We start from the raw sequence: 14,283 nt of genomic DNA, 5'->3' as shown, positions 1-14,283 counted from the left end.
AAAAAATCAAAATCTGGCCCCGCGGGCTGCTGCCCTCAGCGCCCCGTGTGCACCTTGATACGTATCGTCGCCACGTCCCAGCCCCGGTTCCTGAGCCGGGTGACGAGCATGGGCGCCAGCTGGCGCAGCTTGGCCGCCGCCGCGCTGCCCTTGACCAGCAGGCACCAGACGTCGCCCTCGGCCGGCCCGGCCTGCACGGCCGCGCGCATGGCCGGCGGGATCAGCCCTTCGACGGCCTTCAGCCGCTCGGTGGTGTCGCGCGCGCGCGCCATCAGGCTGCCGAGCGTGGGGGCGCCTTCAGCGGCTTCCTGCAGCGAAATGGCGGGGGGGAGTCGGCGATACATGGGTAATACAGGGGTCAGAAACAAGACAGCTAAAATGCCCGGTTTGCCGGCGCTCGCGCCGGAAAAAGGCCGCTTGCTTTCGTTGAAAGCGCGCCCAACTGCTTTCACCATATCTTAGGGAATCCGGTCGAAGTGCCTGCCGTATCTCACCAGGCGCCCGCCCATCTCCACCCATGGCAACCAACTTCCTGACCCAGATTTTCGGCAGTCGCAACGACCGGCTGCTCAAGCAGTATCGCAAGACGGTGGAACGCATCAATGCGCTCGAACCCGAGTTCGAGAAGCTCAGCGACGACGCACTGCGCGCCAAGACCCAGGAGTTCAAGGACCGCATCGCCAAGGGCGAAACCCTCGATGCCCTGTTGCCCGAAGCCTTCGCCACGGTGCGCGAAGGCTCCAAGCGCGTCATGAAGATGCGCCACTTCGACGTCCAGCTGCTCGGCGGCATGGCGCTGCACAACGGCAAGATCTCCGAAATGCGCACCGGCGAAGGCAAGACGCTGACCGCCACGCTGCCGGTGTACCTGAACGCGCTGTCCGGCAAGGGCGTGCACGTGGTCACGGTGAACGACTACCTCGCCAACCGCGACGCGACCTGGATGGGCCGCCTCTACAACTTCCTCGGCCTCTCCGTGGGCATCAACCTGCCGCAGATGCCGCGCGAGGAGAAGCAGCAGGCCTACGGCAGCGACATCACGTACGGCACGAACAACGAGTACGGCTTCGACTACCTGCGCGACAACATGGTCTACGAGCCGGGCGACCGGGTGCAGCGCGGCCTGAACTTCGCGATCGTCGACGAGGTGGACTCCATCCTGATCGACGAGGCCCGCACCCCGCTGATCATCAGCGGCCAGGCCGAAGACCACACCGACCTCTACCTCGCCATCAACAAGGTGGTGCCGCTGCTCAAGAAGCAGGAAGGCGAAGCCGATCCGCGCACGGGCGAGGGCGTCACGGTGCCCGGCGACTTCACGGTCGACGAGAAGACGCACCAGGTGTTCCTTACCGAGGACGGCCACGAGAACGCCGAGCGCCTGCTGAGCGAATTCAAGCTGCTGCCCGAGGGCGCGTCGCTCTACGACCCGGCCAACATCACGCTGATGCACCACCTGAACGCGGCGCTGCGTGCACGGCACCTCTACCACCGCGACCAGCACTACGTGGTGCAGCAGGGCGAAGTGGTGATCGTCGACGAATTCACCGGCCGCCTCATGAGCGGGCGCCGCTGGAGCGACGGCCTGCACCAGGCCGTGGAAGCCAAGGAAGGCGTGGAGATCCAGGCCGAGAACCAGACGCTGGCCTCCATCACCTTCCAGAACTATTTCCGCCTGTATTCCAAGCTCGCCGGCATGACCGGCACGGCCGACACCGAGGCCTACGAGTTCCAGGAGATCTACGGCCTCGAGACCGTCATCATCCCGCCCAACCGCGTGAGCAAGCGCGAGGACCAGCTCGACCGCGTCTACAAGACCACGCGCGAGAAGTACGAGGCGGCCATCCAGGACATCCGCGAGTGCTACGAGCGCGGCCAGCCGGTGCTGGTGGGCACATCGTCCATCGAGAACTCCGAGATCATCGACGGGCTGCTCACCCAGGCGGGCCTGCCGCACCAGGTGCTCAACGCCAAGCAGCACGCCCGCGAGGCCGACATCGTGGCCCAGGCCGGCCGCACGAAGATGATCACCATCGCGACCAACATGGCCGGCCGCGGCACCGACATCGTGCTGGGCGGCAACATCGAGAAGATGATCGAGGCCATCGAGAACGACGAAGGCCGCGACGAGGCAGCCAAGCAGGCCGACATCGCCCACATCCGCGCCGAGTGGAACAAGGACCATGAGTTCGTGAAATCGCTCGGCGGCCTGCGCATCATCGCCACCGAACGCCATGAATCGCGCCGCATCGACAACCAGCTGCGCGGCCGTTCGGGCCGGCAGGGCGACCCGGGCTCCTCGCGCTTCTACCTGAGCCTGGACGATCCGCTGATGCGCATCTTCGCGGGCGACCGCGTGAAGGCGATCATGGACCGCCTGAAGATGCCCGACGGCGAAGCCATCGAGGCCGGCATCGTCACGCGCAGCATCGAGAGCGCGCAGCGCAAGGTCGAGGCGCGCAACTTTGACATCCGCAAGCAGCTGCTCGAGTACGACGACGTGTCGAACGACCAGCGCAAGGTGATCTACCAGCAGCGCAACGACATCCTCGACGCGGGCGAGCTCACCGCGCAGATCGCCGCGCTGCGCGAAGGCTGCTTCACCGATCTCGTGCGCCAGTACGTGCCGGCCGAATCGGTCGAGGAGCAGTGGGACCTCGAAGGCCTGGAGAAGACGCTCTTCAACGAGTGGGGCATCGACATGCCGCTCAAGAAGGAAGTCGAAGCCTCCGAGGCCGTCTCCGACGAGGACATCGTCGAGAAGGTGCTCAAGGCCGCCAACGAAACCTTCGACGCCAAGGTCGCGCTGATCGGCCAGGAGAACTTCACCCAGTTCGAGCGCATGGTGCTGCTGCAAAGCATCGACACCCACTGGCGCGAACACCTGGCCTCGCTCGACTACCTGCGCCAGGGCATCCACCTGCGCGGCTACGCGCAGAAGCAGCCCAAGCAGGAATACAAGCGCGAAGCCTTCGAACTCTTCGGCCAGCTGCTCGATTCGGTCAAGAACGAAGTCACGCGCCAGCTCATGACGGTGCGCGTGCAGTCGAGCGAGCAGCTCGAGGAGGCTGCCGAAGCGATGGAAAGCCGCGGTGAGAACGTCTCGAACATCACCTACTCGGCACCGACCGAGACGGGCGAGGTCGAGGTGCGCGTCGACGAGGAGAGCCAGCGCCGCATCGCGGCCGCCGGGCTCGGCGCGCTCAGTGCGGAGGCTGCGGCCTTTGCCCGCGTCGGCCGCAACGATCCGTGCCCCTGCGGCAGCGGCAAGAAATACAAGCAGTGCCACGGCAAGCTCACCTGAAGCCGTCGTCCGCCACAACCTCATCCAGAGAGAGAACTCCATGCCCGTGAACCTGTCAGCCCCCGATCCCGCCGCCTTGTTCGCGGTGCCCGGCGTCCGCATCGGCGTGGCCGAAGCGGGCGTGCGCAAGGCCAATCGCAAGGACCTGACGGTCGTGCTGATCGACGAGGGTTCGGCCGTCGGCGGCGTTTTCACGCAGAACCGCTTCTGTGCAGCGCCGGTGCAGGTCTGCCGCGACCACCTGGCCGCGAACCACGGCATCCGGGCGATGGTCATCAACACCGGCAACGCCAATGCTGGCACCGGTGAAGACGGGCTGATGCGCACGCGTTCCACCTGCATCGCGCTGGCGCGCAAGCTGGAGATCTCGCCCGAGCAGATCCTGCCGTTCTCGACCGGCGTGATCATGGAGCCGCTGCCCGTCGACCGCATCGAGGCCGGCCTCCCCGCGGCCCTGGCCGACGCCAAGGAAGACAACTGGGCGCGCGCGGCCGAAGGCATCATGACCACCGACACCATCCCCAAGGCATTCAGCCAGCGGGTGCAGGTCGGCGGCGCCACCGTCACCATCACCGGCATCAGCAAGGGCGCCGGCATGATCCGCCCGAACATGGCGACCATGCTGGGCTTCCTGGCGACCGACGCGAAGATCGATCCCTCGCTGATCCAGCCGCTGGCCAGGCAGTTGGCCGACGCCTCGTTCAACCGCGTGACCATTGACGGCGACACCTCGACCAACGATTCGTTCGTGGTCATCGCGACGCAGAAGGCCGCGCACGCGGCCATCACCTCGCTCGACTCGGCCGAGGGCAAGGCGCTCGTGGCCGCCATGCAGGAGGTAGCGCGCAAGCTGGCGCAGGCCATCGTGCGCGACGGCGAGGGCGCGACCAAGTTCATCACCGTGCAGGTCGAAGGCGGCAAGGACGCCGCGGAGTGCAGGCAGGTGGCCTACGCCGTGGCGCATTCGCCGCTGGTGAAGACAGCCTTCTACGCCAGCGACCCGAACCTGGGCCGCATCCTGGCGGCCGTGGGCTACGCGGGCATCGCCGACCTCGACCAGACCGGCATCGACCTGTTCCTCGACGACGTGCACGTGGCGGTCAAGGGCGGACGCAACCCGTCTTACCGCGAGGAAGACGGCCAGCGCGTCATGAAGCAGAGCGAGATCACCGTGCGCATCGGCCTGGGCCGCGGCAATGCCAGCGAAACCGTTTGGACCTGCGACTTCAGCCACGAGTACGTGACCATCAATGCCGACTACCGGTCATGAATGAGCAGTTCCAGAGGCTGATCGAGCGCGCCGAGCAGCTCATCGGGCGCATCGAATCGATCCTTCCGCAACCGCTGGCGGAGCCCGCCGACTGGAACGCGTCCATCGCATGGCGCTACCGCCGCCGCAGCTCGGGCCACGGCGTGCTCGAGCCGGTGAAGCACGTGGCGGCGATGTCGCTCGATTCGCTGAAGGAAATCGACGTCCAGAAGGAAAAGATCGCGCGCAACACGCAGCAGTTCGTCGAGGGCAAGCCCGCCAACAACGTGCTGCTGACGGGCGCGCGCGGCACGGGCAAGTCGTCGCTGATCCGCGCCTGCCTGCAGGCCTATGCGCCGCAGGGGCTGCGCCTGATCGAGGTGGACAAGGCCGAGCTCACCGACCTGCCCGACATCGTCGAGGTGGTGTCGCAGCGGCCCGAGAAATTCATCGTGTTCAGCGACGACCTGAGCTTCGACGAGGGCGAGCCGGGCTACAAGGCGCTGAAGTCGATCCTCGACGGCTCCATCGCCGCCTCGACGCCCAACGTGCTGATCTACGCGACCAGCAACCGGCGCCACCTGCTGCCCGAGTACATGAAGGACAACCTCTCGTACACCCACACCGAGGACGGCGAAGTCCATCCCGGAGAAGTGATCGAGGAAAAGATCTCGCTGTCGGAGCGTTTCGGCCTCTGGGTGAGCTTCTATCCCTTCAGCCAGAACGAATACCTGACGATCGTGGGCCAATGGCTCTCGTCGTTCGGCGTGGACGATGCCGCCATCGCGGCGGCGCGCCCCGAGGCGCTCGTGTGGGCGCTGGAGCGCGGCTCGCGCAGCGGCCGCGTGGCCTACCAGTTCGCGCGCGACTACGCGGGGCGGAGCCAGGCGTGAGCGAGCAAACGCGCAAGCACACGGAAGTCGCGGTCGGCGTGCTGATCCGCCTGTCCGACGATGCCCTGCTGCTTTCCACGCGGCCCGAAGGCAAGGCCTACGCGGGCTTCTGGGAGTTTCCCGGCGGCAAGATCGAGGCGGGCGAGACGGTCGAAGAAGCGCTGCGGCGCGAGCTTCAGGAAGAGCTCGGCATCACCATCGACGGCGCCGAGGTCTGGAAGGTGACCGAGCACGACTACCCACACGCGCTGGTGCGCCTGCACTGGTGCAAGGTCACAGCCTGGAGCGGCGAATTCGAGATGCGCGAAGGCCAGCGCATGGCCTGGCAGCAGCTGCCGCTGGAGGTGACGCCGGTGCTGCCGGGCGCGTTCCCGGTGCTGCAGTGGCTGTCGGAAGAGCGCGGCCTGCCGTTCGTGGCGCCGCCGGTGGTCGCGCCTGCCGACGCGCCGGCCAGCTGATCGCTTGATGCATCCCAAGTACCGTCCGGACATCGACGGCCTGCGTGCAATCGCCGTGGGCTCGGTACTGGTCTATCACGCGTTCCCGACGGCGCTGATGGGCGGCTTCGTCGGCGTCGACATCTTCTTCGTGATCTCGGGCTTCCTGATCACGACCATCATTCTCCAGAGCCTCGCGGCGGGCGACTTCAGCTACCGCGACTTCTACGCGCGGCGCATCCGGCGGATCTTCCCGGCGCTGATCGCGGTGCTCTTCACGACGTTGTGCGCGGGCTGGTACCTGCTGCTGTCCGACGAGTTCGCCGAACTCGGCAAGCAGACCGTGGGCGGCGCGGCCTTCGTCGCCAACTTCGTGTTCTGGGGCGAGTCGGGCTACTTCGACACGGCCGCCGAGACCAAGCCGCTGCTGCACCTGTGGTCGCTGGGCATCGAGGAGCAGTTCTACATCTTCTGGCCGCTGCTGCTGGGGCTCGCCTGGCGCAAGGGCTGGCCGATCGTGCGCGTGGTGCTGGCGGTGGCGGCGGTCTCGTTCGTCGTGAACGTGACCACGGTGCATCCGCTGCCGGCGGCTTCGTTCTACTCGCCGGCTTCCCGTTTCTGGGAGCTGATGGTGGGCGGCATCCTGGCCTGCATGCGGCTGAAGCCGCCGGCGCCGAGCGCCTGGCGCAGCCATGTGCAGTCGGTGGTGGGCGTGGGGCTGATCGTGTTCGGGCTGGTGATGATTCGCAGCAACAAGGCCTTCCCGGGCTGGTGGGCGCTGCTGCCCACGCTGGGCGCCGTCAGCTGCATCGCCGCGGGGCCGAACGGGGTGCTCAACAAGTACCTGCTGTCGAACCGGGTGATGGTGTGGATCGGGCTCATCAGCTATCCGCTGTACCTGTGGCACTGGCCGCTGCTGGCCTTCGTGCGCATCGTGGAGGCCGATCCGCTGCATCCTTCGCCGGTCTACCGCGCGGGCGCGATGGTGGCCGCCGTGCTGCTGGCATGGGGCACGTACCGCTTCATCGAGCGCCACACCAGGAGCCGACCCGGCACGGGCGTCCTCAAGACGCTGGGTGCGGGCATGGTGGTGGTCGCCGCGCTGGGCGCCGCGATCTTCTTCGGCGTGCCCGGCCCACGGAACAACAGCGACCGGCTGCAGGTCGTCGCCAACGCCACGCTGGACGCGGACTACTACGCCGGCTTCAAGCTCGACCAGATCGGCGAGCAGCTGGTCTACAAGACCGGCAGCGGCCCGAAGCGCGTGCTGTTCGTGGGCGACAGCCACGTGCAGCAGTACGCGCCGCGCATCATGGAGCTGTCCCGCACGCTGTCGATGCCCGACAAGTCGGCCTGGTTCGTGACCCAGGGCGCCTGTCCGGCGGTGCCGGGCGTGCAGGTCGACAAGAACATCGGCTGCGCCGAACGCCGCGACGCGATGCTGGCCTATGCGATGGGCCCGGAGGTCGACTCGGTCGTCATCGGTGGCTGCTGGAACTGCTACTTCGTCGGCCACGGCGCGCTGGAGTACTACTTCCGCGGCGCCGACAACCAGGTCCATCCGTTCCAGGGCGGCGACGGCATCGAGCGTTCGCTGGCCTCGCTGGAAGCCACGCTGCGCGAGCTGGCGCGGCACAAGAAGGTCTTCCTGCTGCTCGACAACCCTGGGGGTCCCGAGTTCACGCCCAAGCGCCTGATCGAAGGCAGCCGCCTCACGCACATGGAGGCGATGACCTCCTCGCCGACGGTTCCGCTGCCGGCGGACCAGAAGCAGCTCAACGACCGGCTGCGCGCCATCGCCGAGGCGAGCGGGGCGGAGCCGATCGACGCGATGGCGGTGCTGTGCAAGGACGGCGCCCATTGCCTGGTCACGCTGCCCGACGGCGCCCCCGCATACAAGGACGCCGATCACCTGCGCCCGCGCTACACGCGCGAAGAGGCGAGCTACTTCGACCGCACCGTGCGCAGCGCCCCGGCGCAGCAGCCGTCGCGCTGAGCGGCCGTTCGCCAGCCGACCGACCGACCGACCGACCGATCGAAGAAGACGCAGCGACCATGCATCCCAAGTACCGCCCGGACATCGACGGCCTGCGAGCCATCGCGGTCGGCTCGGTGCTGGCGTACCACGCCTTTCCGAGCCTGCTGCCGGGCGGCTTCATCGGCGTCGACATCTTCTTCGTGATCTCGGGCTTCCTGATCACGACCATCCTTTTGCAGAGCCTGGCGGCGGGCGACTTCAGCTATCGCGACTTCTACGCGCGGCGCATCCGGCGGATCTTCCCGGCGCTGGTGCTGGTGCTGCTGGCGACGCTGGCCTTCGGCTGGTACGTGCTGCTGCCGGGCGAGTTCTCGCAGCTGGGCAAGCAGACCACGGGCGGCGCGGCCTTCTTCGCCAACCTCGTCTTCCTGGGCGAGGCCGGCTACTTCGACGCCACGGCCGAGACCAAGCCGCTGCTGCACCTGTGGTCGCTGGGCATCGAGGAGCAGTTCTACATCTTCTGGCCGCTGATGCTGGGGCTGGCCTGGCGCAGGCGCTGGCCGATGCTGCGCGTGGTACTGGCGGTGGCCGTGATCTCCTTCCTCGTCAACGTGCTGACGGTGCAGGCGCACCGTGCGGCGGCTTTCTACTCGCCGCTGTCGCGTGCCTGGGAGCTGATGGCGGGTGGGCTGCTGGCGGCGATGCGGCTGCAGGCCGCCGCTTCGGGGGCGGCCGGTTCGCGTCCGTGGACGAAGCACCTGCAGTCGATCGTCGGCGTGGCCCTGCTGGTGCTCGGCCTGGTCATGACGCGCAGCACGAAGGCGTTTCCGGGCTGGTGGGCGCTGTTGCCGGTGCTGGGCGCGGTGAGCTGCATCGCCGCGGGGCCGAACGGCGTGCTCAACAAGTACCTGCTGTCGAACCGGGTGATGGTGTGGATCGGGCTCATCAGCTACCCGCTGTACCTGTGGCACTGGCCGCTGCTGTCCTACGCGCGCATCGTGACCGGTGGCGAGCCGCCGCTGCAATTGCGCATCGCACTGGTGGTGGCATCGGTGGTGCTGGCCTGGGCCACGTATCGCTTCCTGGAGCGCTTCGTGAAACTGCACCTCTCGCAGGCGATCCTGCGCGGGCTGGCTGGCGCGGGCGCGGCGCTGGCACTGGCCGGCGTGCTGGTCTTCCTGGGCACGCCATCGCCGCGCCACGACAGCCCGGCGCTGCAGGCGGTGGCCGACGCGACCCGCGAAGACAACTACTACGACGGCTTCGAGGAGTCCGCGCTGGGCAACCAGTTCGTCTACCGCGCCGGCAGCGGCAAGCACAACGTGCTGCTGATCGGCGACAGCCACGTCGAGCAGTACGCGCCGCGCGCGCTCGAACTCGTGCGCACGCAACCCGACAAGGCACGCACCGTGTACTTCGCGACCAAGGGCTCGTGCCCGCCCGTGCCTGGCCTGTTCAGCAGCCTGGACACCGGCTGCGACGAGCGGCGCAAGGCGGTGCTCGACCTGGCGCTGAAGCCTGAAATCGACTCCGTGGTGCTGGGCGCCTGCTGGAGCTGCTACTTCACCGGCGCCGGGCCGACGGTGAACTTCTTCGTCGACGACCGGAAGGCCGTGCACCCGTTCATCGGCGGGGACGGCATCGACCAATCGCTCAGGTCGCTGGGCGAAGTGCTGAAACGCCTGTCTGAGAAAAAGACGGTCTACCTGGTACTCGGCAACCCTGTGGGCATGGATTTCGACCCGCTCGGGCAGATCCAGGGCAGCCGGCTGGGCCGGATGACGGCCGCCTCCGGGCAAGCCGGGGCGCCGATGCCGGAAGACCAGGCGCGGTTCAACGAGCGGTTGAAGCAGGTGGCGCTGGCCAACGGCGCGCGGGTCATCGAGCCCTTCGCCAGCCTGTGCGCCGACGGTCGCTGCCTTCGCAGCATGCCCGACGACGGGTCGCCGGCGTACAAGGACATCGGCCATCTCCGGCCCCGCTATGCGCGCAGCTTTGCGACGTACATCGACCCGGCGCTGCTCGACGCCAGCCCGGGCGGAAAGTAGCAGCTACTGGATCTTGGGATCGCCGAAGGGTTCGTCGTCCGGCGGTGCCTCGGCTGGCATGCGGAATTCCTCGCTGGCCCAGGCGCCCAGATCGATGCCCTTGCAGCGGGCGCTGCAGAACGGCCGGTAGGCGTTGCTCGGCGCGTAAACGCTGTCGCCCCCACAGGTGGGGCAGCGGACGATGCGCTCGCCCTTGCTGTTCACCGGCGTCGTCATGCGCAGAGGGTCAGCTCGAAGGGCGCGTCTTCCGAGCTCTGGTGCAGGCGGTCGTCCTTGTCGTGGCGCATGAGGCGCACAGAGACCATGAGGCGGTTGCCGCTGATTTCAGGAATGAGCCCCAGCCTGGGGTCGATGCGCAGGCGCAGCAACTGGAAGCTGCGGCCCTGGGGCAGGTTCTGCTGGAACTGGCCGTTGACGGCGATCACCTTGTAGGGCACGTCGGCGTCGCGCAGCAGCTTGAGCAGCAGGTAGATCGACGAGGCCAGGGGCGAGAGCGTGTTCGACCAGCGCTCCAGGTCGGCGCGGCGGCTGGCGGCGGGGCGGTGCTGCCACGCGTAGTAGGCGGGCAGGTCGAACTCGCAGGTGCCGCCCGGAATGCCGGCGCGGCTGCGGATGCTCATGAGCCACTCGTTCTCGGTCAGCGCCTGGCCCGCCTTGCCGGACACGCTGTTGAGGGTGGCGAAGTTGCCTTCGAGCTGGCCGACGACCTGGTCGAGCACGGCTTCGGCGATGGCCGGATTGCCGCGGTAGCTGTTGAAGACGTTCTTGTGCTTGTCCAGGTCGCGCAGCACGTCGGCCTTGAGGTCGGCGCGGGCGGCGACGTCCATGATCTCGAAGATCGTGACCAGGGCGTAGTGGTGGGACAGCGGGGACTCGGCCGGCACCAGCTCGCCGAGGCGGCGAAACAGGTGCTCGAGCCGCAGGTACGTGCGGATGCGCTCGTTGAAGGGGTACTCGTAGAGGATCACGCGTATCGGTTTTTCACGTCGGGTTCGGGCTCATTGCGCCTTGGGGGCCGGTGGCGGGAATACCTCGCGCACAGCCTCCAGCATACGCTGCCCGAAAAGAATGTAACCCCGGGTGGACACGTGGGTCTCGTTGGCGGGGAAAGATCCTTCATCTTGAAGCGGTTCTGTTCCGCCAGGGCGAACAGGTCAGGCCCGATATTTTGCGGGTTGAACGCGGCGCGGAACGCATCGGCATGGTTTTGTTGCAAATACACGCTGGTCTTGTTCGGCACCACCATCCACACCACCTTGTAGGGCGCGGCGGTGCTCTCGAAGCGCTTCATGAACTGCGCGGACTCGGCCGTGAGCGCCGGATTGACCCGGTCCTCGGCGGTCATGAGCAGCTTGTCGCAGGCGCGGTGGCTGAACTGCTTGCAGCCCTCGGGCACCACGCGGGCGTCGATCAGCGGACCCCAGCGATCGGGCGTATTGGTCCAGCTGTCGGAGGCCAGGATTTCCTTCGTGTTTTGATATGTCAACCAGCCGCTGAGCAGCTGGGCGTCCCAGTTGAGCTGGAAGCCCGGGGCAGGCCTGGACGGGTTCTCGAACGGCGGCGGCGTGGGCTTGAAGGCATGCTTCATGGTCTTGCACGACTGCGATTTCTCGATGCGGTCGTACAGCAGGCGCTCGATGCTCTCGACGATCACCACCTTGCCCTTGAAGCCGGACTTCTGGAGCCAGCCGGAGAAGTCGTCGCAGACCACGCCGCCCAGGTTGTCCCAGTGCGTGGTCGTGACCTTGTAGCCCGCGCCCACCAGCTTCGACTGCCATGCGTAGCGCACCGAGAAGCTGTCGCCGATCACGAGGATGTCGGATTCGGTGATGGGCCAGGTCTTCACATCCGCGTCGGGAATGGGCGGCGGCGGCTCGTGCCAGCCGAATTCGCGCTCGGAGATGCGCCCGATGCGGGTCAGGTCGCCGTAGGGGATGGGCGTGAACAGGCTGACCAGCAGCAGGGCGCAGCACACCAGGTAGCCGGCGGCGAAGATGCGAAGCCAGGTCCTGGCCGATTTCGTGTCTTCCATCTCAGCTCCCCACTGCGCTCCGCCTGGTCTGCGCTGCATGAGCCGAGCGTGCTCCGCTCGCGGGACGCCGTGGAACCGGCTTTGCCGGGCCACCGGCGTCGCCCCCGGCGAGGGGGTTGGAGAAGCGACACGAAGTGCGCGAAGCCTGGGGGAGTTTCATTTCAGAACTGGAAATAGAGGAAGGGGCTGTAACTGCCGAACTTCGACACGCACAGACCGAAGAGATAGACGCAGCCCAGGCCGGTGACCCAGGTCGCCAGGCGCTGCAGGCGCGGGCGTCCTGCCAGGCCGGCGACGGCGGGAATCCAGCGGTCGAGCGTGATGGTGGGCGGCAGCGCCAGGCAGATCACGATGCCGACCAGGAGAGTCTGGAAGAACTCCGGCTTGCGGAACGGCACGCGGAACTCGCTGAAGGCCGATACCGGCGCGCCGTGCATGCCCAGCATGCCCTTGTAGATCTCGATGGCGGCCGCCATGCTGTCGGCGCGGAACACCACCCAGGCGATCATCACGCACAGGAATGTGATGAACCAGCCGGCCACGCGGCCGTACCAGGTGGTTTCGGTCCTGCCGCGCCGCACCTTGGCGTTCCAGAAGTGGTTGACCATCAGGTAGAAGCCGTGCAGCGCGCCCCAGATCACGAAGGTCCAGGCGGCGCCGTGCCACAGGCCGCCCAGCAGCATGGTCAGGAACAGGTTGATGTAGCGCCGCGCCGGGCCCTTGCGGTTGCCGCCCAGCGGCACGTAGAGGTAGTCGCGCAGGAAGGTCGACAGCGAGATGTGCCAGCGGCGCCAGAACTCGATCATGTTGGTCGACTTGTAGGGCGACCTGAAGTTGAGCGGCAGCTGCACGCCCACGCACAGCGACAGGCCGACGGCCATGTCGGAATAGCCCGAGAAGTCGAAATAGATCTGCAGCGTATAGGCCAGCACCCCGAACCAGGCCGTGTACAGCGAGGGCATCACGCCTTCGTGCACGCCCTTGAACATCATGTCGGCGTACTGGCCCATCGGGTCGGCGATCAGCATCTTCTTGGCCAGGCCGAAGATGAAGATGCCCAGGCCCAGCGCGATGTTGTTGGCGTTGATGCGATAGGTGGCCGGGTTGTTGAACTGCGGCATCATCTGCGCGTGATGCAGCACGGGGCCCGCGATCAGGTGCGGGAAGTAGGTCACGAACAGCACGTAGTGGATGAAGCTGCGCTCGTGCACCTTGCCCTGCCAGCAGTCGACCAGGAAGGCGATCTGGGTGAAGGTGTAGAACGAGATGCCGATCGGCAGCACGATGTGCACCAGGTCGATCTGCGGCAGGCCCGCGGCCGCCAGCCCGGCGTCGACGTTCTCGAGGAAGAAGTTGGCGTACTTGAAGACGGCCAGCACGCCCAGGTTGACCACCAGCGCGATGATCAGCAGCGTCTTGCGGTGCTTGTCCTCCCGGCCCGGGGAGGGGGTGAGCCGCAGCCCGAACCAGTAGTTGACGCAGATCGACCCCAACAGCAGCGGAAGCGCCTTGACGCTCCACCAGCCGTAGAAGAAGAGGGAAGCCAGTGCCAGGAACCCCGCCGCCGACCGGGGGCTGCGCGCACCGATCAGGAAGAAGCCGATCAGGACCAGCGGGAAGAAAACGAAGATGAAGGGGTACGAATTGAAAAGCATCGTGAGGGGCGCTTGGGCATGCGCCGTTTGACGTGATCGTCCTTTTGCCGTCGCGGCGTCAACCCCAAATTATCGCGTGCCCGACTTAGCCCACTGTTCCCAGAAACCCCGGACCTCCTGAGCGAGTTCCTCCAGGGTCAGGGACTCGTTGTAGATCACGGCATCCGCCGCGGCCCGGCGCGCCCGTCGCGGGGCCTGCTGGGCTATCACCGCCTCGACCGCCTCCGGCGCCCAGCCGGAGCGTGCGACGACGCGTTTCAACTGGGTTTCCTCGGTGGCGTCGACCACCAGCACCCGGTCGACGATGGTGCGCCAGCGCCCGGACTCGACCAGCAGGGGAACGTCGAACACGACGACCGCATCCTCGCCGGCCGCGGCGGCCTGGCGCTGGGTTTCAGCGCCGATGAGGGGATGGAGGATGGATTCGAGGCGGGCCTTGGCGCCTGCATCCGCGAAGACGATCTGCCGCATGGCTGCACGATCCAGGCCGCCGGCCGCGTCGATCACGCCGGGGCCGAAGGCGGCTTCCAGCGCGGGCATCGCGATGCCGCCCGGCAGTGCGATGGACCGCGCGATGGCGTCCGTGTCCACCAGAACCGCGCCCTGGGCCACGAGGAGGCTGGCGACGGTGCTCTTGCCGCTACCGATGCCGCCCGTCAGGCCAATGCGCCGCACCACCATGCGGAT

At 67.1% G+C, this 14,283-nt stretch carries 12 protein-coding genes; 6 read left to right on the top strand and 6 right to left on the bottom strand.

From position 1 onward, the window contains the following. Positions 1–35 precede the first annotated feature (35 nt). Complete coding sequence (locus ACHMXA_RS27760) at positions 36–344, bottom strand: hypothetical protein (RefSeq protein ID WP_176663148.1); 309 nt, start codon at positions 342–344, stop codon at positions 36–38. Between the two features lie 173 nt (positions 345–517). Here ACHMXA_RS27760 and secA point away from each other — a divergent pair, with 173 nt between their 5' ends. Genes secA through ACHMXA_RS27730 form a run of 6 tightly spaced genes read left to right on the top strand, consistent with a single transcriptional unit; the run spans position 518 to position 9,909 of the window. Further along, positions 518–3,304 (top strand): preprotein translocase subunit SecA, encoded by a 2,787-nt coding sequence (gene secA, locus ACHMXA_RS27755; protein WP_176663147.1) that lies wholly within the window; start codon positions 518–520, stop codon positions 3,302–3,304. 40 nt (positions 3,305–3,344) lie between these two features. Next, on the top strand, positions 3,345–4,574 hold the full coding sequence (argJ, locus tag ACHMXA_RS27750; RefSeq protein WP_395317142.1) for a bifunctional glutamate N-acetyltransferase/amino-acid acetyltransferase ArgJ: 1,230 nt from the start codon (positions 3,345–3,347) through the stop codon (positions 4,572–4,574). Continuing rightward, the gene (locus ACHMXA_RS27745; protein ID WP_395317141.1) at positions 4,571–5,446 is read left to right on the top strand and encodes an ATP-binding protein; all 876 of its coding nucleotides are present in this window, start codon (positions 4,571–4,573) and stop codon (positions 5,444–5,446) included. Before argJ ends, ACHMXA_RS27745 begins: the two co-directional genes overlap by 4 nt. Further along, the gene (locus tag ACHMXA_RS27740; RefSeq protein WP_395317140.1) at positions 5,443–5,904 is read left to right on the top strand and encodes an NUDIX domain-containing protein; all 462 of its coding nucleotides are present in this window, start codon (positions 5,443–5,445) and stop codon (positions 5,902–5,904) included. The genes ACHMXA_RS27745 and ACHMXA_RS27740 overlap by 4 nt, the downstream gene beginning before the upstream one ends. 7 nt (positions 5,905–5,911) lie before the next feature. Continuing rightward, a complete protein-coding gene (locus ACHMXA_RS27735; RefSeq protein WP_395321396.1) occupies positions 5,912–7,879 on the top strand; it encodes an acyltransferase family protein in 1,968 nt (655 codons plus the stop codon). A 59-nt stretch (positions 7,880–7,938) separates the two neighbouring features. Continuing rightward, positions 7,939–9,909, top strand: a complete 1,971-nt coding sequence (locus tag ACHMXA_RS27730; protein WP_395317139.1) for an acyltransferase family protein — start codon at positions 7,939–7,941, stop codon at positions 9,907–9,909. 3 nt (positions 9,910–9,912) lie between these two features. Here the strand turns inward: ACHMXA_RS27730 and ACHMXA_RS27725 are convergent, their stop codons facing one another. From ACHMXA_RS27725 to coaE, 5 genes are all read right to left on the bottom strand, one after another. After that, positions 9,913–10,125, bottom strand: coding sequence for a DNA gyrase inhibitor YacG (locus ACHMXA_RS27725; protein ID WP_176663141.1), 213 nt, complete (start codon positions 10,123–10,125; stop codon positions 9,913–9,915). Continuing rightward, positions 10,122–10,877: a cell division protein ZapD gene (gene zapD / locus ACHMXA_RS27720; protein WP_395317138.1), complete on the bottom strand. Its 756-nt coding sequence runs from the start codon at positions 10,875–10,877 to the stop codon at positions 10,122–10,124. Before zapD ends, ACHMXA_RS27725 begins: the two co-directional genes overlap by 4 nt. Then, entirely contained in the window at positions 10,874–11,941 is a 1,068-nt protein-coding gene (locus ACHMXA_RS27715; RefSeq protein WP_395317137.1) for a hypothetical protein, read from the bottom strand. Before ACHMXA_RS27715 ends, zapD begins: the two co-directional genes overlap by 4 nt. Before the next feature lie 161 nt (positions 11,942–12,102). Beyond that, positions 12,103–13,596, bottom strand: a complete 1,494-nt coding sequence (locus tag ACHMXA_RS27710; RefSeq protein WP_395317136.1) for an MBOAT family O-acyltransferase — start codon at positions 13,594–13,596, stop codon at positions 12,103–12,105. A gap of 69 nt (positions 13,597–13,665) precedes the next feature. Then, the gene (gene coaE / locus ACHMXA_RS27705) at positions 13,666–14,277 is read right to left on the bottom strand and encodes a dephospho-CoA kinase (RefSeq protein ID WP_395317135.1); all 612 of its coding nucleotides are present in this window, start codon (positions 14,275–14,277) and stop codon (positions 13,666–13,668) included. Positions 14,278–14,283: the final 6 nt, after the last annotated feature.

This window comes from Variovorax sp. UC74_104, assembly GCF_044055375.1.
GTDB lineage: Bacteria > Pseudomonadota > Gammaproteobacteria > Burkholderiales > Burkholderiaceae_C > Variovorax.
The sequence above is the reverse complement of the archived record's forward strand: the minus strand, read 5'-3'. Positions and strand labels throughout refer to the sequence as shown.